The following is an 18568-nucleotide window of genomic DNA, read 5'->3' as shown; positions in this document are numbered from 1 at the left end:
ACCATCGCCGCATGCATGTTCGGGTTTCGCTAGTCGCAGCAGCCCGTGGTACCTCGCTGCTCGCCGAGCGCTTCGACGACGACCGCCCCCTCGACGTGGACGGCTGGCGCGCGGTGGAATCCGCCGCGCGCGGGCTCGTGCCGCTGGGCTCGGCCGAGCTCCGCTACTGTTCACCGACCTCGCGCAGCCGGGCCACGGGGACCGCCCTCGGCTACGCCCCGATGGCGCAACCCGCCCTGCGGGAGTGCGACATGGGCCGCTGGCGCGGGCTCACCCTGGCCGAGGTGGCCGCCCGGGACCCCGCGGCCGTGGACCTCTGGCTCACCGATCCGCACGCCGCCCCGCACGGCGGGGAGTCCCTGCTCGCCTTCATCGCCCGGATCGGCGGCTGGCTCGACACCCGGCCGGCCGACGACGGGGGAGCGATCGTGGCGGTGGCGGAGCCGTCGGTGGTCCGGGCGGCGCTCGTGTACGCGCTGAACGCGCCGCCGCTGACGTACTGGAACGTGGACGTCCGCCCGCTGTCCACGCTCACCCTCGCCGGCCGGCCGCGGTGCTGGCACCTCTCCCTCCCGGCTCCCGCCGGAACCGGTTATATCGGTTGAGGCGCAGGTGAGGCGTGCTTAGCCTGCGGGCATGGACGACATCACAGACATAGGCGTCGCGGGCATCCGGATCACCACGCTCGCGGAGCGGCCCGAACTGGCGGACCGGCTCTGGGACATGAAGGACTCCTGGCCCGAGTTCGCCCAGCACGACTCGCTGGCCTGGCTGCTGTATCCCCGGATCGTGGCCGAGTTCCCGGAGTACGTGCTGATCGCCACGGACGGCGACGCGGTGGTCGCCCGCGCCTTCGGCGTGCCCTTCGCGCAGCACGCGCCGGGCCGCGACGGGGTGCTGCCCGCACAGGGCTGGGACCGGATCCTGATGTGGGCCTTCTCCGACCTGCGGCGCGGGGCCGAGACCGACACGGTGAGCGCGCTCGAGATAAGCGTCGCCACCGACCGGCAGGGCGAGGGCCTGTCCGGCCGGATGCTCGCCGCCCTGCGGGAGACGGCCCGGGCGCGCGGTTTCGCCGAGGTGGTGGCGCCGGTCCGGCCCAGCGGAAAGCCGGCCGAGCCGGACGCCTCGATCCACGCGTACGCGTACCGCACCCGCGAGGACGGCCTCCCGTACGACCCGTGGCTACGGGTCCACGTGCGGGCGGGCGCCGTCATCGACTCGGTGGCCCCGCTGTCGATGACGATCACCGGCTCCCTCGCGCAGTGGCGCGAGTGGACCGGCCTCCCCTTCGACACGGCGGGCCCGGTCCGCGTTCCGGGCGCCCTGTCCCCGGTCCGCTGCGAACCGGAGCAGGGCTACGCGGTCTACGTGGAACCGAACGTCTGGGTCCGGCACGCGCTGGGGGCCGTCTCCTAGAGGACCGAGATGGGGGCGGTGGCGGAGGACGGGAGGTAGATCCCGCCGATGCCCGCGTAGTTCGCCCGGTAGCCGCGCAGGAGCTCGTCCAGCGGGATCGTGAGCCGGGCCGGGGTGTCGCAGCGGGCGGCTCCGAACTGGTCGGTGACGGCGGTGCAGAGCGTCCGGCCGCCGACGGTGGTGAAGGTGACCGGTACGCCGTCCAGCCCGGCCGGAGCGTCCGCGATCCGCACGGTGGTGCTGAGGTTCTTGACCCCGAAGAGCAGCCCGTTCAGCTTCGCCGGACCGGCCGTGGTGACGGTGGCCACGGCGGGCCGGACCAGCTCGGGGGCCTGGCAGAGCTGCGGCCCGGGAGCGTAGACCTGCCCGGTGGGGCAGGCCGCGACGGTGGCGACCCCGCCCGCGCACTGTACGTAGAACCGGTGGTCCTGCAGTCGCGGCAGCCGCCCGGTGGCGCCGCCGGCGCACGAGCCCTCGGCAGCGCTCGCGGACGCGGCCCCCACGCCCAGGGCGAGGACCGCCCCGGCGGCCAGTGCGGCGAGCGAGGCCACTCCCTTGCGGGCCAGTCCCTTGCCGATACGTAACACCCTTGCCCCCATCTCACTCAGTGTGACGAAATGAATACGAAGTGACTATAGGGACGGGTGTGTGGCGGGCGCAACGCCCTCAGGTCATCGCCAGGGAGTGCGAATACCGACTAGCTTGAACGCGTTCAAGTCGAACGTGGCGGCCGGAGGGAGCGGGCATGGCGGGGATCGTGGCGCCCGGGCGGGGCGCGGCGGGCGGCGGCGTAGCGATGCGCCGGGCGCGGGCCGCCCACCCGTGGCAGCAGGGGATCGCGCTGGCCGCGCTGATCCTCCCGGTTCCGCCCGTGGTGGAGATGGTCCGGGCGGGGCTGTCGCCGTTCGCGCTGATCGCCCCGGTCCTCCTGCTCGCGGCGCCGCCGGCCCTGCGCGCGAAGCGGGCCTGGTTCACGACCTCGTGCGCGGCCCTCGCGGTGGTGCTGCCGGCGTGGTCGGTCTTCGGCGTGCCGGCGGGTGCGTGGGTCTTCCTGCCCCCGTCACTGCTTTTGCTGTGCGCGAGCTTCGCCGACCCGCGCGCGTACCCGACCCCGGCCACGGTCTCCACGTTCGCCGCCGTGGTCATCGGGGTGGTGCCCGCCGTCGCCTCGCTGGCCGCCGCCGTCCAGCTGGTCGGCGGCTGAGCCGAGCCGGCGATCACGCGCCCGACGGGCCTATCGGCCGCGGGGCTTGCCGCGCTTGCCGGTGGACTTGGCCGTGGCCTTGCCGCCCTTGGGGGCTCCGGACCGCGGGTTCTTGGCGGCCGGCTTGCCGCCCGACCGCGCTGCCGGCTTCCGCGCTGCCGGCTTCGCCTTCTTCTGCTCGGGCTCCGGCTGCGTACGGCCGCGCCCGCGCGAGCTGTTGACGGTCCGCCCGCGCACGATCCCGATGAACTCCTCGACCAGGTCGGGAGTGACGTCCGCCTCGGGCCAGGACAGCGCGACGCGCGACTCGGGGGCGTCCAGCAGGGTCCGGTACGTGAGGTCCTTGCGGTGGTGCAGCCGCGCGAGCGACTGGGGCACGACCAGGACCCCGATGCCCGCCGCCACCAGCTCGATCGCGTCGGCCGTGGTCTCCGGGCGCTGGAGCGCGGCCTTGCCCGGCAGCTGCTCCCACTCGAGGGTGTCGTCCAGCGGGTGGAGCACGATGTCGTCGGCCAGCTCCGCGAGGGACAGCTCCTCGGCCGCGGCCATGAGGTGGTCCTTCGGGATCACGACGACCGTGGTCTCGGTGTAGAGCGGGATCGCGCTGAGGTCCGTACGGTCGATCGGCAGCCGCACGAACCCGGCGTCGGCGCCGCCGCCCCGCAGCAGGGCGGGGGCTTCGGCCGGACCGACCGGGACGAGGGTCAGCGGAACGTCGGGCAGTCGCTCCTTCCAGATCCGGACCCACTTGGTGGGAGTCACCCCGGGGACGTATGCGAGCTGGAACGACGGGGGTGTCCGGGAGTCTGTCACCCGGCCAGATTACCGGCCGTGGTCGGAGGTGGCGCACATGCTCGATACCCTTGACCCCATGACGTCGCACCAGACCACCCAGACCATGAAGCCCGCTACTGCGGCGAAGAAGCTGGGTGTGTACCTCGAGGCCACCCCCGCAGAGTTCCAGGAGGGTGTCGTCTCGCGCACCGAGCTGACCGCCCTCCAGGCCGAGCCGCCCCAGTGGCTGCAGGACCTCCGGAACAACGGCCCGCACCCCCGTCCGGTGGTCGCGTCGAAGCTCGGCATCTCCATCGCCGGTCTGGCGCGCGGCGGTGTCACCGAGCCGCTCACCACGGAGCAGGTCGAGGCCCTGAAGCAGGAGATGCCGGAGTGGCTCGCGAAGGAGCGCGCCACCCAGGCCGACGTCCGCAAGGAGACCGTCCGCATCAAGCAGATGCAGGCGGAGAAGGCCGAGAAGGCCGCGAAGACCGAGAAGTAGCCGACGGGCAGCCGGGAGGCATCCGGGAATCCGGCGCGCTCCCGGCCTCACGGCCTCGCGGCCCCGGCCGTGTCCCCTCGGCCTCCGCGCCCCCTCGGCCCGCACCGGCCGTGAGATGCTGGTGCGCGTGATGATCGAGGACCTGGTGCGGCTGCGGCGCGTCCGGGACGTGATGGACCGCGACTACGCCGAGCCGCTGGACGTACCGGCACTGGCCGGCGTCGCCCTCATGTCGCCCGGGCACTTCTCCCGCAGCTTCCGGGCGGCCTTCGGAGAGACCCCGTACAGCTATCTCATGACCCGCCGCGTCGAGCGCGCGAAGGCGCTGCTGCGCAGGGGCGACCTGAGCGTGACCGAAGTCTGCTTCGCGGTCGGCTGCACCTCGCTGGGGTCGTTCAGCTCGCGCTTCACGGAGCTGGTCGGCGAGACCCCCAGCGCCTACCGGGCCCGGCGCCACGAGGCCGGCGCCGCCATCCCGGCGTGCGTCGCCAAGGCCTTCACCCGGCCGGTCCGGAACTCCGCCGGCAACGGGGGAGCGGGATCCGCGGCCGCGTCGTAGCGTTCGGGGCATGACCATCAAGCTCTCGCAGTGCTTCATCGCCGTCGACGACCACGACAAGGCACTCGCCTTCTACCGCGACGCCCTCGGCATGGAAGTCCGCAACGACGTCGCGTTCGAGGGGATGCGCTGGGTGACCGTCGGCTCGCCCGAGCAGCCCGACGTGGAGATCGTCCTCGAACCGCCGCTCGCCGATCCCGGTGCCTCGCCGGCCGACCGGCAGGCGATGGCGGAACTGCTGGCCAAGGGCGTGCTCCGCGGGGTCATCTTCTCCACGGACGACGTGGACGCCACCTTCGAGCGGATCCGGGCCGCCGGCGCCGAGGTGCTCCAGGAGCCCGTCGACCAGCCGTACGGGGTCCGCGACTGTGCCTTCCGCGACCCGGCGGGCAACATGCTCCGCTTCAACCAGCCCCGAAACGGCTGACCCCCGTACCGGGCCCGCCGCCGCCCGCCCTCACCCGCCGCTCGCCCTCACCCGGCGGCGGCCCACCCCGGGACCGTGGGCAGCACCTGCTCGGCCACGCGCAGCAGTACCGCGTCCTCGGGCATCTTGCCGTCGGAGCGCCACAGGTTCAGCTCGAAGTAGCCGCCGCCGTCCTCCGCGTCCCGGGCCACCACGAGGGCGCGGGTGCGGACGCCGGGGCCGCCGACGCTGAGGGTGCGGTCCGAGTAGAAGGCGGCCGGGCGGCCCAGGACCGTCTGCGGCGGAGTGACGGTCCCCAGGAGCTTGACCAGGCTCGCGACCGTCAGCTGGTTGTACGAGGCGCTCAGGTGCGCGGTGTAGGTCTCGAACTCGACCTTGCCCGAGGGGGTGTGGACCTCCTCGCCGCCGCCGGCGGGCTTGAAGGTGCTGCCGCTGCCGTTCGCGTTCTTCGCGGCCTCCCCCGGAGTGCCCAGCAGATCGGCGAGGTCGGGACGGTGCAGCGCCGCGCACAGCTGGGCCCCGGAGGCGTGCCCCGGCTCGGCCCCGGACTCGTCCGCGGTCTGCGCGGGCGTCTTCCCCGGCGTCTTTCCCGGCGTCTTCTCGGGCTGCCCGTTCGAGCAGGTGACGGGCCTCGGCTCAGCGCTCGAATTCACCGACTCCCCGGCCATCCAGAGGCCGGCCCCCATGGCCCCGATCACGCCCACGGCCGCGATGCCCTGGCCTATCGCCGCGCGCACGGTGATCGTGCCGACGCCTTCGGTCATGTCCCCCACCTGCTGTGATCCCCCGATAGTTGCCCGGGGACCTTAACCCGCGATCTTCCCGGCGGACAAGGAATCGCCAGGGGCGTGACCGCGCCCTCCGGGCCGTACGGGGACAGGTGCCGGGGCGCCTACTTGGCGAGGGCTGCGACGCCGACCCGGGCGAACTTCTCGTCGAGGTCTCCGGACGGCGCGCCGGCGACTCCGATGCCGGCGATGGGAGCGCCCTTGGCGGCGACGGGAGCGCCGCCGCCGAGGAAGAGGGTGCCGGGGACGTCCTTCAGGTTCGGGGCCTGGGCCAGGCGCTCGGCCAGCTCCGAGGTCGGGGCGTTCCAGGAGACGGCGGTGTACGCCTTCCGCACGGCGGCCTCGTAGGACTGCGGGCCGGCGCCGTCGCCGCGCAGGGTCACGACGGTGGTGCCGTTGCGGTCCACCACCGCCACCGATACCCGCTGCTTCTCCTTCTCCGCGGCGTCCAGGGCCGCCCGGGCGGCCTTCGTCGCCGCCTCGATCGTCAGATGCGTCGACTGCGCCGTGTTCTTGTTCTTGGCGTCCGCGGTGGCCACCGCCACCGCCGTGGCGGGCGCGGCGTCCGTGGCCGCGGCGTGGGCGGAGGCCGCGCCGAGGGCACCGGCGGCGAGGGCGGCGCCGGCGACGGTACCGGTCAGGACGCGGGTGCGCAGCGACAGCTTCTTCACGATCATCAGCTCCTTGGGATCACGGGACGCTCTGCGGTCCCGCTCTGTGATCCATCCTGCTGCCGCTCCGGGCCTCCGACGGTCGGCCTGCGGGCTCCGTCCGCCGCCCCTGTCGGAGGACATGAGGGTCAACCGATCGGTCGATATCGCGTAGATCCTCCCGGATAGTCTTGATCTGGGAAGCAGTCGGGAGCAGGGAGTGAAGCGGTGCGGACGAACGAGCGGGTGCTCCTCGACAAGGAAGAGGCCGAGGCCGACCCCGACGCGGGCTGGCTCGCGACCGTGATGCACGTGGCGTTCTTCGTGCTCCTGTGCTCGTCACTGACCCGGTACCTGATCGTCCACCCGAGCGCCCGCGCCACTCCGTGGGTGATCGCCCTCGCCGTCGCGCTCGCCCTGCTCTACGTACTCGGTCCGATCCTCGGCCCCGAGCGGACGCCGGCATCCGGCGGGCTCGCCCCGGCCCCCGTGCTCTGGCTGACCGCGGTGATCGGATCGTGGCTCACCCTGGTCGTGCTCGCGCCGAGCTTCGGCTGGTGCGCGGTGCCGCTCTTCTACACCGGCCTGCGTTTCCTGCGCACCCGGTCCGCGATCATCCTGGTCGCGCTGATCACCGCCTGCGTCGTGGCGGCAGGGGTCAATCTGCGGCTGCGCTTCGGCTTCGACCCCAACCTGATCTTCGCGCCGCCGGCCGGGGCGGCCGTCGCCACGGCGGTCTTCGTCTACTCGCAGCGCCAGGCCGACCGGCTGCGGACCGTCATCGCCGACCTGATCCGGACCCGGCGCGAACTCGCCGAGACCGAGCGCCGCGAAGGGACCCTCGCCGAGCGCCAGCGGCTCTCCATGGAGATCCACGACACCCTCGCCCAGGGCCTGTCCAGCCAGCGGATGCTCCTCCAGGCCGCCGACCGGCTCTGGAGCAGCGACCCGGCGGCCGCCCGCCGCCACGTCCGTACGGCTGCTTCCATCGCCGAGCACAACCTCGCCGAGGCCCGCCGCTTCGTGCACGACCTCGCCCCCGCCGACCTCACCGACGGCGGCAGCCTCGACGACGCACTGCGCGCTCTCGCCGGCCGGGAGACCTCCGACACCCTCCAGGTCAGTTTCTTCCAGGACGGCGCCCCCACCACCGCGCTTCCGGAACGGGTGCAGTCCGCGCTGCTGCGGATCGCGCAGGGCGCCCTCGCCAACGTCCGCGAGCACGCCGGCGCGACCACCGCGGCCCTGACCATCAGCCACCTGGACGACCAGGTGGTCCTCGACGTCGCGGACGACGGGCGCGGCTTCGTCCCTGCCGGGAAGCCCGGCGGCGTACGCGGCCACGGCGTGCCCGCCATGCACGCCCGCGTGCGCCAGCTCGGCGGAACCCTCACCATCGAGTCGATCCCCGGTGAGGGCACGGTGGTGTCCGCCGCCATCCCCCTGCCGTCGTGAGATCGGCTCCGCGCGGGGGTCACACTGGGGGAGTACGGGCAGGTGACGGGCTTTGCATAAACGTGCGGTCGTACGTATAGTCATGCCATCGAGGAGGAGGGTCCGATGGTGGTACGTGTAGCGGTGGCCGGTGCGAGCGGGTATGCGGGCGGGGAAGTGCTGCGCCTGCTGCTGGCCCACCCCGAGGTCGAGATTGGCGCGCTGACCGCGAACTCCAACGCCGGGCAGCCGCTCGGCGCGCTCCAGCCGCACCTGGTGCCGCTGGCCGGGCGCGTTCTGGAGCCGACCACGCCCGAGGTGCTCTCCGGCCATGACGTCGTCTTCCTGGCCCTGCCGCACGGGCAGTCCGCCGCCGTGGCCGCCCAGCTCGGCGAAGAGGTCCTCGTCGTGGACATGGGCGCCGACCACCGGCTCCAGGACTCCGCCGACTGGGACAAGTTCTACGGTGCCCCGCACGCCGGGACCTGGCCCTACGGCCTCCCCGAGCTGCCCGGCGCCCGCGCCGCCCTGGCCGGCACCAAGCGCATCGCCGTCCCCGGCTGCTACCCGACCGCCGTCTCGCTCGCGCTGTTCCCGGCCTACGCCGCGCAGCTCGCCGAGCCCGAGGCGGTGATCGTCGCCGCCTCCGGCACCTCCGGCGCCGGCAAGGCCCTCAAGCCGAACCTGCTGGGCTCCGAGGTCATGGGCTCAATGAGCCCGTACGGGGTCGGCGGCGGCCACCGCCACACGCCCGAGATGGTGCAGAACCTCAGCCCCCTCGCCGGGCAGCGGGTCTCCGTCTCCTTCACGCCCACGCTGGCGCCGATGCCCCGCGGCATCCTGGCCACCTGCACCGCCAAGGCGCTGCCGGGCACCACGGCCGACGCGGTCCGCGCCGCGTACGAGAAGGCGTACGCGGACGAGCCCTTCGTGCACCTGCTGCCCGAGGGCCAGTGGCCTGCGACGGCGTCCGTCTACGGTTCCAACGCCGTTCAGATCCAGGTCGCGTACGACGAGGCCGCGCAGCGGATCATCGCGATCAGCGCCATCGACAACCTGACCAAGGGAACCGCCGGCGGCGCGGTCCAGAGCATGAACATCGCCCTCGGGCTCCCCGAGGCGCTGGGTCTTTCCACGATCGGAGTCGCACCGTGAGCGTCACGGCAGCACAGGGGTTCACGGCGGCGGGCATCGCCGCCGGGATCAAGGCGAACGGCAATCCCGACCTGGCCCTCGTGGTCAACAACGGGCCGCGCCTGGCCGTGGCGGGCGTCTTCACCTCCAACCGGGTCAAGGCCGCCCCCGTCCACTGGTCCGAGCAGGTCCTGCGCGGCGCCACCGTCAGCGCGGTGGTCCTCAACTCCGGCGGCGCCAACGCGTGCACCGGCCCCCGGGGCTTCCAGGACACCCACGCCACCGCGGAGAAGGTCGCCGAGGCCCTGGGCGGCGAGGTCAACGCCGGCGAGGTCGCCGTCGCGTCCACCGGTCTGATCGGCGTCCTGCTCCCCATGGACAAGCTGCTGCCCGGCATCGAGACCGCGGTCGCCGCGCTCTCCGCCGACGGCGGCGAGGCCGCCGCGATCGCCATCAAGACCACCGACACCGTGCACAAGACGGCGACCGTCTCCCAGGCCGGCTGGACGGTCGGCGGCATGGCCAAGGGCGCGGGCATGCTCGCCCCGGGCCTGGCCACCATGCTCGTCGTCCTCACCACCGACGCCGACGTGGACAGCGCCACCCTCGACAAGGCGCTGCGCGCCGCGACCCGCACCACCTTCGACCGGGTCGACTCCGACGGCTGCATGTCCACCAACGACACGGTGCTGCTGCTCGCCTCGGGCGCGTCCGGCCAGGTGCCGGCGTACGAGGCGTTCGCGGAGGCCGTGCGCACGGTCTGCGACGACCTGGCCCGCCAGCTCATCGGCGACGCCGAGGGCGCCAGCAAGGACATCCGCATCGAGGTCATCGGCGCGGCCACCGAGGAGGACGCGGTCGAGGTCGGCCGGTCCATCGCGCGGAACAACCTGCTCAAGTGCGCCATCCACGGCGAGGACCCGAACTGGGGCCGCGTCCTGTCCGCGATCGGCACCACGAAGGCCGCCTTCGACCCGGACCGGCTGAACGTCGCCATCAACGACGTCTGGGTCTGCAAGAACGGCTCGGTCGGCGAGGACCGCGACCTGGTCTCGATGAAGGACCGCGAGGTCCGCATCACCGCCGACCTGTCCACCGGTTCGGAGTCCGCGGTCATCTGGGCCAACGACCTGACCGCCGAGTACGTCCACGAGAACAGCGCCTACTCCTCATGAGCACTGCACGCAGGCACACCGCGCTGCCCAAGGCCGAGATCCTCATCGAGGCCCTGCCCTGGCTGACCCGGCACAACGGCAAGGTCGTCGTCATCAAGTTCGGCGGCAACGCCATGATCGACGAGGATCTGAAGGCGGCCTTCGCCCAGGACGTCGTCTTCCTGCGCCAGGCCGGCCTGAAGCCGGTCGTCGTGCACGGCGGCGGCCCGCAGATCAACGCCCAGCTCGACAAGCAGGGCCTGGTCAGCGAGTTCAAGGCGGGCCTGCGCGTCACCACGCCCGAGGCGATGGACGTCGTACGGATGGTCCTGGCCGGGCAGGTCCAGCGCGAGCTGGTCGGGCTGCTCAACCAGCACGGGCCGCTCGCCGTCGGCATGACCGGCGAGGACGCGCACACCATCACCGCCACCAAGCACACCCCCGAGATCGACGGCGAGAGGGTCGACATCGGGCGGGTCGGCGAGATCACCGCCATCGACACCGGCGCGATCGAAGCACTGCTGGCGGACGGCCGGATCCCGGTCATCTCCTCCATCGCGCGCAGCGCCGACGACCACCACGTCTACAACGTGAACGCCGACACGGCGGCCGCGGCGCTCGCCGCCGCGCTCGGCGCCGAGACGCTGATGGTCCTCACCGACGTGGAGGGGCTCTACGCGGACTGGCCCAACAGCGACGAGGTCATCAGCAGGCTCACCGTCAGCCAGCTGGAGAAGCTGCTGCCCGAGCTGTCCAGCGGCATGGTCCCGAAGATGGAGGGCTGCCTGCACGCCGTCCGCAACGGGGTGACCACCGCCCGCGTGATCGACGGGCGGGTCCAGCACTCGATCCTGCTGGAGATCTTCACGGACGAGGGAATCGGCACGATGGTCGTGCTCGACGACCAGGGGCTCGGCACGCAGGCAGCGGACACGCAGGCCGTCGACACGCAGGCCGTCGACACACAGGCCGTCGACACACAGGGAGGGGACCACGCATGACCGGCAACCAGGAGTTCGCCGCCCGCTGGCAGGGCGCGCTGACCAACAACTACGGCACCCCCGCGCTGGCGCTCGTACGCGGCGCCGGTGCCCAGGTCTGGGACGCGGACGGCAAGCAGTACACCGACTTCGTCGGCGGCATCGCGGTCAACGCCCTCGGCCACGCGCACCCGGCCATCGTCACCGCCGTGACCGAGCAGATCTCCACCCTGGGCCACGTCTCCAACCTCTACGCCTCCGAGCCGGTCCTCGCGCTCGGCGAGCGGCTGCTCCAGCTCTTCGGCCGCCCCGGCAAGGTTTTCTTCTGCAACTCCGGCGCCGAGGCCGTCGAGGCCGCCTTCAAGATCGGCCGGCTGACCGGGCGGACCCATATGGTCGCCACCGGCGGCGGCTTCCACGGCCGCACCATGGGCGCCCTGGCGCTCACCGGCCAGCCTGCGAAGCAGGGCCCGTTCCTGCCGCTGCCCGGTGACGTCACGCACGTTCCGTACGGCGACGTGGAGGCCCTGCGGGCCGCTGTCACCGAAGAGACCGCGTTCGTGATCATCGAGCCGATCCAGGGCGAGAACGGCGTGGTCGTTCCCCCCGCCGGATACCTCACGGCCGCCCGTGAGATCACCCGGGCCACCGGCACCCTGCTCGTCCTCGACGAGGTGCAGACCGGTATCGGTCGCTGCGGCCAGTGGTTCGAGCACCAGGCGCACGAGGGCGTGCAGCCCGACATCGTCACACTCGCGAAGGGTCTCGGCGGCGGTCTGCCGATCGGCGCCGTCGCCGCCTTCGGACCCGCGGCCGACCTCCTCCAGCCCGGCCAGCACGGCACCACCTTCGGCGGCAACCCGGTCGCGTGCGCCGCCGGCCTCGCCGTGATCGACACCATCGCCGCCGACGGGCTCCTCGACCAGGTCAAGGAGCGCGGGGAGCGGCTGCGGGGCGGAATCGAAGGATTCGCACACCCGCTCGTCTCGCACGTCCGCGGCGCAGGCCTTCTGCTGGGTATCGTGCTGACCGAGCCGCTCGCACCGCAGGTCCAGCGCGCGGCTCAGGACGCCGGCTTCCTGGTCAACGCGCCCGCCCCCGACGTCGTACGGCTCATGCCTCCGTACGTGCTCTCCGAGGCCGAGGTGGATGCGTTCCTGCAGGCCCTGCCCGGCGTGCTGGACGCAGCGAAGTCCGCCGCGGACGTGGACGGATGATCAATCGGGGAATGGGACGACGATGAGTCAGGCGCAGGAACACGAGCAGAACGGCCAGTCCGTCCCGCAGACCCGCACCGCCCGCCACCGCCGGATCGTGGACATCCTCAACCGGCAGCCGGTCCGCTCCCAGAGCCAGCTGGCCAAGCTGCTCGCCGACGACGGGCTGAGCGTCACCCAGGCGACGCTCAGCCGCGACCTCGACGAGCTCGGCGCGGTGAAGATCCGCAACACCGGCGGCGAGCTGATCTACGCGGTCCCCAGCGAGGGCGGCTTCCGCACCCCGCAGGCGCCGCTCGGCGAATCGGCGAAGGAGGAGCGCATGCGGCGCCTCTCCGGCGAGCTGCTGATCTCCGCGGAGGCCTCCGCGAACCTCGTGGTCCTGCGCACCCCGCCGGGTGCGGCCCAGTTCCTCGCCTCCGCGATCGACCAGGCCGAACTCCAGGCCATCCTCGGCACCATCGCGGGTGACGACACCCTGATGCTGATCAGCCGCGACCCGGCGGGCGGCCAGGCCCTCGCCGACCACCTGCTGAGGCTGGCCCAGAAGGAGGGCTGACCGGCAGGTCAGTACCGGGTGACGGCCAGGTCGCCCGACTCCGTGCCGATCGCGATGTGCGGGCTCCTGCGCGGGTTCGCCCAGCGCGGCACCGCGCGCATCGCGCCCTCGGGGACCGAGACGCAGCCGGCCGTCGCGCCCTTGCCGTTCACGTGCAGGAAGATGCCCGCGCCCCGGCCGCGCGCCGGGTGCTCGTAGTTGAAGGCGATGACCAGCGCGTGCGCGTACTGCTGCGCGTAGGCGGTCAGGTGCTCCGCCTCGCCCGGGGCGCAGTCCGCCGGCAGCGGCTCCACCCAGCGGTTGTAGCTCGCCGAGGCGTTGTCCTGGCACCACCAGGAGTCGGGGGTCACCCGCCGGTAGCGGTACGCCGTACCGGCCGGGGCGTGCGCGATGCCGAAGGCGTAGGGGAGTGCGTAGAGGCCGGCCGGGGTGGTGTCCGTCCCCTGGGTCCGGGTCGCGCCCTCGGTCAGCCCGTTCGCGCCGAAGCGGGCCGGCGCGCTCCCCGCTGCGTACCAGCGCCCCGCACGCCGGTCCCACCAGGTCAGGCGCCCGGTCGTGGAGCCGGGGGCCGGAGCCACGGCGGTGATCAGCTGGCTGCCGCCGCCGGTGTCGGCGAGCAGGACGGGCAGCGGCGGGTCACCGTGGGGGCCCTGTACCAGCAGGCTGGTGACGATCAGTGAGGCGGCGACGAGCGCGGTACGCAGCACATGTCAGACGGTACGGGGCGGAAGGGGCAGCGGCAGCGCAGGCAGGCCGTCGACGCTCACCCCGATGAACTCCTTCTTCTCGCAGTACTCGTTGAACTCCTCGTCCGTCTTGCGGCCGAAGTACTCCGCGTGGAGCGTGCGCTCGCCCTGGTAGTCCATCAAGGGGACGGCGAACCCGCACACAGTGGCGATCCGCCGGGTCTTCACGAGGATGACGGCACGCGCCGAAGGCCCGTCGGCCTCCCCGAACAGCTCGATCAGCCCGTCCCAGCGCGGGTCGTCGCGGAAGACCGCCTCGCCGTCGCCGTGGATGCGCACGATGTTCGGCGGCCCACTGAACGCGCACCACATCAGCGTGATGCGGCCGTTCTCGCGGACGTGCGCGATGGTCTCGGCGCCGCTTCCGCCGAAGTCCAGGTAGGCGAGGGTCGTTTCGTCGATGACGACGAGCGTCCCGGCGCGGCCCTTGGGGGAGAGGTTGACATGCCCGTCACCGGACAGCGGGGCGGTGGCGGTGAAGAAGACCGGCTGCTCTTCGATGAAGGTGCGGAGTCTGCCGTCGATGTGATCGTAGAGCTTTCCCATGACCGGATTATCTCCCACGGGTCCGGGCCCGGTTCAGGGGATTTCAGCCCGTGAGACCGAGCCGGGAGCGGCGCAGCCCCAGCTCGTACGCGTCGAAGAGGTGCGCGGACCGCTCGAGCAGCTCGGCCAGTTCGGCCCGATCCGCCCCGGTGAAATGGAGGGTGGCCTGCCAGTTCCAGCCGCGTACGAGCGCCCGTGCCTGCGTGCCCAGCCCCGGGTCGGGGTCCGCCGTCAGGGCCACCGCGGCCCGCAGCTCGTGGATCCCGCCCCGCTCGCGCAACAGCCTGAAGGCGGCCCGGCGGACGTGCGCAGGACGGTCGGGCCCGATGCGGTCGGCCAGGTGGCGGTGGTCCAGCCGACGGGCCACCGGGAGCAGGCTCAGTGCGGCCTCCCGGGCAGTGGCGGGCCACGGGTCGTCCAGCAGCGGGATCAGGGCCGGGGCGTGGGTGGAGTCGTCCAGCCGGCGCAGGCCCGCCACGGCGGCGGCCCGCACCGCCCCGGCGGGGTGGCCGAGCAGGCTCCGCAGGAGCGGTGCGTCCGCCCGCTTCGCGCACTCGGAGAAGCCGGTCACCGCGTACGGGGACAGCTGCTCGGAGTCCGTGACCAGCGCGAGGTAGTGCGCGTAGGGGTCCCCGCCGCCCTGCGAGAGGAGCCAGCGCGCGCAGGCCCGTACGAGCCCGGAGCGGTCGGCGAGGTACTGCGGGGCCCCGTCCGCCCGGCCGGCCCCGCGCAGGGCGGTGACCCCGGAGGCCCGGACCATCGGGAGGTGCCCCGTGAGCAGCGCGTCGACCGCGGCGTCGTCCGGCCCGTCTTCGGCCATGGCCCGCAGCGCCGCGTCGGTCCACAGCCGGGCCGTGGCCGGATCCAGTTCGCGGGCGGCCCGTTGCGCGAGGTCCCGTACGCCAGTCTCCCCTGCGGCGACGGTCAGCCGGGCGGCGAACCGCCGGGTCGGCAGGTCGGCCCGGTCGCCCAGGCGGGCGAGGGCGTCGGCGCACTGTTCCCCGGTCAGCGCCTTCCAGCTCCACGTGGCCGAGGGCTGCCCGGGGCGCCATCCCGCGGTGACGGGGGAGTGGCGGCCGCTCAGGGCGGCCTCCAGCTGTTCCACCGCCCAGGCGCCGTGCTCGCGGCGGCCCAGTCGGACGATGAGCGGGCTGAGGGCGACCAGGGTGGCGACCGGGTCCCGGGCCACGATCCCGGCGAGCTCCCGCCGGGCGCGCTCGCGTACCTGCGGGACCCAGTCGGCGCACCTGATCAGGACGAGCTGGGGCGGGGGGTGCTGCCCGGCGGACAGTGCGGCCTCGCGGACCCGCCCGTCGCGGTCGCAGAGCCGGGCCTCGATCCGGCCGCTGCGGGGCGGCGGGTAGGAGGAGGCGATCAGGCTGCGCACCTCCTCGTCGAAGGCGGTCCAGGCTTCCGGTCCGGTCCGGGCGAGCCGGGCCGCGACCCCGACCCGGGCGCCGTCCGGGACTCCGCCCAGCAGCGCCGCCGCGGCGGCCCGCCCCTGCTCCGCGTCCTGCCGCGCTTCGGCTCCCATGTGCCCTCCCCGTATCTTCCGCCGATGGTAGGCGGGGTTCCGGGTGCGGGGCCTCCCTTATATGCGCTGGTCAGCGGAGGTGGCCCGCAGGCAGCCCTCAAGCTCGATTGACGAAACATACGGAGCAGTGCATAGTTATGCCTAGCTGTTGGAAGTGACGGCGGATGCACCTGTGAGGAGAAACCCGTGGCCGAGCGCGTCGTACTCGCCTATTCAGGCGGTCTGGACACCTCCGTCGCCATCGGCTGGATCGCCGAGGAGACGGGCGCCGAGGTCATCGCCGTCGCCGTGGACGTCGGCCAGGGCGGCGAGGACCTGGACGTCATCCGCAAGCGGGCGCTCGCCTGCGGTGCGGTCGAGGCCGAGGTCGCCGACGCCAGGGACGAGTTCGCCGACGAGTACTGCCTCCCGGCGATCAAGGCGAACGCCCTCTACATGGACCGCTACCCGCTGGTCTCCGCCCTCTCCCGGCCGGCCATCGTCAAGCACCTCGTGGCCGCCGCGCGCAAGCACGGCGCGACCACCGTCGCCCACGGCTGCACCGGCAAGGGCAACGACCAGGTCCGCTTCGAGGCCGGCATCGCCGCCCTCGGCCCCGACCTCACGTGCATCGCCCCGGTCCGCGACTACGCGATGACCCGCGACAAGGCCATCGCCTTCGCCGAGAAGGCGAACCTGCCGATCGCGACCACCAAGAAGTCCCCGTACTCCATCGACCAGAACGTCTTCGGGCGCGCCGTCGAGACGGGCTTCCTGGAGGACATCTGGAACGCGCCGATCGAGGACATCTACGAGTACACCGCGGACCCGGCCCTGCCGCGCGAGGCCGACGAGGTCGTCATCTCCTTCAAGGAGGGCGTCCCGGTCGCCATCGACGGCAAGCCCGTCACCGTGCTCCAGGCCATCCAGCAGCTCAACGAGCGCGCCGGGGCCCAGGGCATCGGCCGGATCGACATCGTCGAGGACCGCCTCGTGGGCATCAAGTCCCGTGAGGTGTACGAGGCGCCGGGCGCGATCGCGCTGATCACCGCCCACCAGGAGCTGGAGAACGTCACCGTCGAGCGCGAGCTGGCCCGCTACAAGCGGCAGGTCGAGCAGCGCTGGGGCGAGATGGTCTACGACGGCCTGTGGTTCTCCCCGCTCAAGCGCGCGCTGGACGGTTTCGTCAACGAGGCCAACCAGCACGTCAGCGGCGACATCCGGATGACCCTGCACGGCGGCCGCGCCGTCGTCACGGGCCGGAAGTCGGACGAGTCGCTGTACGACTTCAACCTCGCGACCTACGACGCGGGCGACACCTTCGACCAGTCGAAGGCCCAGGGCTTCATCGAGATCTTCGGCCTCTCCTCGAAGATCGCGGCCCGTCGCGACCTCGCCTGATTTGACACCGTAGACCGTAGTACGAACCGCCTCCCCGTTACCTCCGCGGCGGGGAGGCGGTTGCACATCCGAAGCCATGCACGTTCTTGAGGAGCAGTAGCTGTGAGCAGCAACAACGGTGGTGACGTCCGGCTCTGGGGCGCCCGGTTCGCCGACGGTCCCGCCGAGGCCCTCGCGAAGCTGTCCGCGTCGGTCCACTTCGACTGGCGCCTGGCCCCGTACGACATCGCGGGATCCAAGGCCCACGCCCGCGTGCTCGCCAAGGCGGGCCTGCTCACGGCCGACGAGCTCGGCCGCATGCTCGACGGCCTGGACCAGCTCGCGGTCGACGTGGAGAACGGCTCCTTCACCGGCACCATCGCCGACGAGGACGTCCACACCGCGCTGGAGCGGGGCCTGCTGGAGCGGCTCGGCGCCGACCTCGGCGGCAAGCTGCGCGCCGGCCGGTCGCGCAACGACCAGATCGCCACCCTCTTCCGCATGTACCTGCGCGACCACGCCCGGACCATCGGAGGCCTCGTCGCCGAGCTCCAGGACGCGCTGGTCGGCCTCGCCGAGGCGCACGCCGACGTGGCCATGCCGGGCCGGACCCACCTGCAGCACGCGCAGCCGGTGCTCTTCGCCCATCACGTACTGGCCCACGTGCAGGCGCTGTCCCGGGACGCGGAGCGGCTGCGCCAGTGGGACACCCGGACCGCGGTGTCCCCGTACGGCTCGGGCGCCCTGGCGGGCTCCTCGCTCGGCCTGGACCCCGAGGCGGTCGCCGCCGACCTGGGCTTCGAGCGGGGTTCGGTCGGCAACTCCATCGACGGCACGGCCTCGCGGGACTTCGTCGCCGAGTTCGCCTTCGTCACCGCGATGATCGGGATCAACCTGTCCCGGATCGCGGAGGAGATCATCATCTGGAACACGAAGGAGTTCTCCTTCGTCACCCTGCACGACGCCTTCTCCACCGGGTCGTCGATCATGCCGCAGAAGAAGAACCCGGACATCGCCGAGCTGGCGCGCGGCAAGTCGGGCCGCCTCATCGGCAACCTGACGGGCCTGCTCGCCACCCTGAAGGCCCTTCCCCTGGCCTACAACCGGGACCTCCAGGAGGACAAGGAGCCGGTCTTCGACTCCTGCGACACCCTCGAAGTCCTGCTGCCCGCCTTCACCGGGATGATGGCCACCCTCACGATCAACCGGGAGCGGATGGAGGCGCTGGCCCCGGCCGGCTTCTCGCTCGCCACCGACATCGCGGAGTGGCTGGTCAAGCAGGGCGTCCCGTTCCGGGTGGCGCACGAGGTGGCCGGCGAGTGCGTCAAGGAGTGCGAGGGGCTCGGCATCGAGCTCGACGAGCTGACCGACGAGCAGTTCGCGAAGATCTCGGAGCACCTGACGCCGGAGGTCCGTACGGTCCTCAACGTCAAGGGCGCGCTGGCCTCCCGCGACGGCCGCGGCGGCACCGCCCCGTCGGCGGTCGCGATCCAGCTCACGGAGCTGAAGGCCGATCTGGTCATCCAGCACGCCTGGGCGATCCACAAGCTGTAACCGCCGTACCCGCGGGGGCGGTCGGAGC

General features: G+C 72.7%; 21 protein-coding genes. 14 read left to right on the top strand and 7 right to left on the bottom strand.

Annotation, left to right across the window (positions count from 1 at the left end):
- Nucleotides 1-11 precede the first annotated feature (11 nt).
- Nucleotides 12-605: a histidine phosphatase family protein gene (locus tag AC061S_RS17115; RefSeq protein ID WP_478686800.1), complete on the top strand. Its 594-nt coding sequence runs from the start codon at nucleotides 12-14 to the stop codon at nucleotides 603-605.
- A 31-nt stretch (nucleotides 606-636) separates the two neighbouring features.
- Entirely contained in the window at nucleotides 637-1419 is a 783-nt protein-coding gene (locus AC061S_RS17110; RefSeq protein ID WP_478686799.1) for an N-acetyltransferase, read from the top strand.
- Here the strand turns inward: AC061S_RS17110 and AC061S_RS17105 are convergent.
- Complete coding sequence (locus tag AC061S_RS17105; protein WP_478686798.1) at nucleotides 1416-2018, bottom strand: hypothetical protein; 603 nt, start codon at nucleotides 2016-2018, stop codon at nucleotides 1416-1418. The two genes, AC061S_RS17110 and AC061S_RS17105, sit on opposite strands and share 4 nt — an antisense overlap.
- 146 nt (nucleotides 2019-2164) lie before the next feature.
- Here AC061S_RS17105 and AC061S_RS17100 point away from each other — a divergent pair, with 146 nt between their 5' ends.
- Complete coding sequence (locus AC061S_RS17100; RefSeq protein WP_478686797.1) at nucleotides 2165-2623, top strand: hypothetical protein; 459 nt, start codon at nucleotides 2165-2167, stop codon at nucleotides 2621-2623.
- A gap of 30 nt (nucleotides 2624-2653) precedes the next feature.
- Here the strand turns inward: AC061S_RS17100 and AC061S_RS17095 are convergent, their stop codons facing one another.
- Nucleotides 2654-3436: a LysR family substrate-binding domain-containing protein gene (locus tag AC061S_RS17095; protein WP_478686796.1), complete on the bottom strand. Its 783-nt coding sequence runs from the start codon at nucleotides 3434-3436 to the stop codon at nucleotides 2654-2656.
- A 37-nt stretch (nucleotides 3437-3473) separates the two neighbouring features.
- On the opposite strand from AC061S_RS17095, the gene AC061S_RS17090 reads away from it, so the two are divergent.
- From AC061S_RS17090 to AC061S_RS17080, 3 genes are all read left to right on the top strand, one after another.
- A complete protein-coding gene (locus AC061S_RS17090; RefSeq protein ID WP_478686795.1) occupies nucleotides 3474-3899 on the top strand; it encodes a DUF5997 family protein in 426 nt (141 codons plus the stop codon).
- A 127-nt stretch (nucleotides 3900-4026) separates the two neighbouring features.
- Nucleotides 4027-4458, top strand: coding sequence for a helix-turn-helix domain-containing protein (locus AC061S_RS17085; RefSeq protein WP_478686794.1), 432 nt, complete (start codon nucleotides 4027-4029; stop codon nucleotides 4456-4458).
- A 10-nt stretch (nucleotides 4459-4468) separates the two neighbouring features.
- Nucleotides 4469-4885, top strand: coding sequence for a VOC family protein (locus AC061S_RS17080; protein ID WP_478686793.1), 417 nt, complete (start codon nucleotides 4469-4471; stop codon nucleotides 4883-4885).
- A 47-nt stretch (nucleotides 4886-4932) separates the two neighbouring features.
- On the opposite strand, the gene AC061S_RS17075 is transcribed toward AC061S_RS17080, so the two are convergent.
- Both AC061S_RS17075 and AC061S_RS17070 read right to left on the bottom strand, forming a co-directional pair.
- Nucleotides 4933-5649 carry a DUF6215 domain-containing protein gene (locus AC061S_RS17075; protein WP_478686792.1) on the bottom strand — a complete coding sequence of 239 codons (717 nt, stop codon included), beginning with the start codon at nucleotides 5647-5649 and terminating at the stop codon, nucleotides 4933-4935.
- 128 nt (nucleotides 5650-5777) lie between these two features.
- Nucleotides 5778-6344 (bottom strand): GlcG/HbpS family heme-binding protein, encoded by a 567-nt coding sequence (locus AC061S_RS17070; RefSeq protein ID WP_478686825.1) that lies wholly within the window; start codon nucleotides 6342-6344, stop codon nucleotides 5778-5780.
- Between the two features lie 285 nt (nucleotides 6345-6629).
- Here AC061S_RS17070 and AC061S_RS17065 point away from each other — a divergent pair, with 285 nt between their 5' ends.
- From AC061S_RS17065 to AC061S_RS17040, 6 genes are all read left to right on the top strand, one after another.
- Nucleotides 6630-7778 (top strand): histidine kinase, encoded by a 1149-nt coding sequence (locus tag AC061S_RS17065; RefSeq protein WP_478686824.1) that lies wholly within the window; start codon nucleotides 6630-6632, stop codon nucleotides 7776-7778.
- Nucleotides 7779-7883: 105 nt separating this feature from the next.
- Entirely contained in the window at nucleotides 7884-8912 is a 1029-nt protein-coding gene (argC, locus tag AC061S_RS17060) for an N-acetyl-gamma-glutamyl-phosphate reductase (RefSeq protein ID WP_478686791.1), read from the top strand.
- Nucleotides 8909-10066: a bifunctional glutamate N-acetyltransferase/amino-acid acetyltransferase ArgJ gene (argJ, locus tag AC061S_RS17055; RefSeq protein WP_478686790.1), complete on the top strand. Its 1158-nt coding sequence runs from the start codon at nucleotides 8909-8911 to the stop codon at nucleotides 10064-10066. The genes argC and argJ overlap by 4 nt, the downstream gene beginning before the upstream one ends.
- A complete protein-coding gene (gene argB / locus AC061S_RS17050; RefSeq protein WP_478686789.1) occupies nucleotides 10063-11046 on the top strand; it encodes an acetylglutamate kinase in 984 nt (327 codons plus the stop codon). Before argJ ends, argB begins: the two co-directional genes overlap by 4 nt.
- The gene (locus AC061S_RS17045; protein WP_478686788.1) at nucleotides 11043-12242 is read left to right on the top strand and encodes an acetylornithine transaminase; all 1200 of its coding nucleotides are present in this window, start codon (nucleotides 11043-11045) and stop codon (nucleotides 12240-12242) included. The genes argB and AC061S_RS17045 overlap by 4 nt, the downstream gene beginning before the upstream one ends.
- 22 nt (nucleotides 12243-12264) lie before the next feature.
- Nucleotides 12265-12801: an arginine repressor gene (locus tag AC061S_RS17040; protein WP_356880141.1), complete on the top strand. Its 537-nt coding sequence runs from the start codon at nucleotides 12265-12267 to the stop codon at nucleotides 12799-12801.
- Nucleotides 12802-12809: 8 nt separating this feature from the next.
- On the opposite strand, the gene AC061S_RS17035 is transcribed toward AC061S_RS17040, so the two are convergent.
- Genes AC061S_RS17035 through AC061S_RS17025 form a run of 3 tightly spaced genes read right to left on the bottom strand, consistent with a single transcriptional unit; the run spans nucleotide 12810 to nucleotide 15627 of the window.
- Entirely contained in the window at nucleotides 12810-13505 is a 696-nt protein-coding gene (locus tag AC061S_RS17035) for a L,D-transpeptidase family protein (protein WP_478686823.1), read from the bottom strand.
- 6 nt (nucleotides 13506-13511) lie between these two features.
- On the bottom strand, nucleotides 13512-14093 hold the full coding sequence (locus tag AC061S_RS17030; protein WP_478686787.1) for a pyridoxamine 5'-phosphate oxidase family protein: 582 nt from the start codon (nucleotides 14091-14093) through the stop codon (nucleotides 13512-13514).
- A gap of 43 nt (nucleotides 14094-14136) precedes the next feature.
- Nucleotides 14137-15627 carry a HEAT repeat domain-containing protein gene (locus AC061S_RS17025; protein ID WP_478686786.1) on the bottom strand — a complete coding sequence of 497 codons (1491 nt, stop codon included), beginning with the start codon at nucleotides 15625-15627 and terminating at the stop codon, nucleotides 14137-14139.
- A 186-nt stretch (nucleotides 15628-15813) separates the two neighbouring features.
- On the opposite strand from AC061S_RS17025, the gene AC061S_RS17020 reads away from it, so the two are divergent.
- The gene (locus tag AC061S_RS17020) at nucleotides 15814-17007 is read left to right on the top strand and encodes an argininosuccinate synthase (protein WP_478686785.1); all 1194 of its coding nucleotides are present in this window, start codon (nucleotides 15814-15816) and stop codon (nucleotides 17005-17007) included.
- Nucleotides 17008-17109: 102 nt separating this feature from the next.
- Nucleotides 17110-18540, top strand: coding sequence for an argininosuccinate lyase (gene argH / locus AC061S_RS17015; protein ID WP_478686784.1), 1431 nt, complete (start codon nucleotides 17110-17112; stop codon nucleotides 18538-18540).
- Nucleotides 18541-18568 lie beyond the last annotated feature (28 nt).

Source organism: Streptomyces sp. CA189 (assembly GCF_056428985.1).
The sequence above is the reverse complement of the archived record's forward strand: the minus strand, read 5'-3'. Positions and strand labels throughout refer to the sequence as shown.

What these genes read in the sequence shown, in the direction of transcription:
- AC061S_RS17115 (WP_478686800.1), top strand. Translation starts at nt 12, where the DNA reads ATGCATGTTCGGGTTTCGCTAGTCGCAGCAGCCCGTGGTACCTCGCTG.
- AC061S_RS17110 (WP_478686799.1), top strand. Translation starts at nt 637, where the DNA reads ATGGACGACATCACAGACATAGGCGTCGCGGGCATCCGGATCACCACG.
- AC061S_RS17105 (WP_478686798.1), bottom strand. Translation starts at nt 2,018, where the DNA reads ATGGGGGCAAGGGTGTTACGTATCGGCAAGGGACTGGCCCGCAAGGGA.
- AC061S_RS17100 (WP_478686797.1), top strand. Translation starts at nt 2,165, where the DNA reads ATGGCGGGGATCGTGGCGCCCGGGCGGGGCGCGGCGGGCGGCGGCGTA.
- AC061S_RS17090 (WP_478686795.1), top strand. Translation starts at nt 3,474, where the DNA reads ATGCTCGATACCCTTGACCCCATGACGTCGCACCAGACCACCCAGACC.
- AC061S_RS17080 (WP_478686793.1), top strand. Translation starts at nt 4,469, where the DNA reads ATGACCATCAAGCTCTCGCAGTGCTTCATCGCCGTCGACGACCACGAC.
- AC061S_RS17075 (WP_478686792.1), bottom strand. Translation starts at nt 5,649, where the DNA reads ATGACCGAAGGCGTCGGCACGATCACCGTGCGCGCGGCGATAGGCCAG.
- AC061S_RS17065 (WP_478686824.1), top strand. Translation starts at nt 6,630, where the DNA reads ATGCACGTGGCGTTCTTCGTGCTCCTGTGCTCGTCACTGACCCGGTAC.
- argC (WP_478686791.1), top strand. Translation starts at nt 7,884, where the DNA reads ATGGTGGTACGTGTAGCGGTGGCCGGTGCGAGCGGGTATGCGGGCGGG.
- argB (WP_478686789.1), top strand. Translation starts at nt 10,063, where the DNA reads ATGAGCACTGCACGCAGGCACACCGCGCTGCCCAAGGCCGAGATCCTC.
- AC061S_RS17045 (WP_478686788.1), top strand. Translation starts at nt 11,043, where the DNA reads ATGACCGGCAACCAGGAGTTCGCCGCCCGCTGGCAGGGCGCGCTGACC.
- AC061S_RS17040 (WP_356880141.1), top strand. Translation starts at nt 12,265, where the DNA reads ATGAGTCAGGCGCAGGAACACGAGCAGAACGGCCAGTCCGTCCCGCAG.
- AC061S_RS17030 (WP_478686787.1), bottom strand. Translation starts at nt 14,093, where the DNA reads ATGGGAAAGCTCTACGATCACATCGACGGCAGACTCCGCACCTTCATC.
- AC061S_RS17025 (WP_478686786.1), bottom strand. Translation starts at nt 15,627, where the DNA reads ATGGGAGCCGAAGCGCGGCAGGACGCGGAGCAGGGGCGGGCCGCCGCG.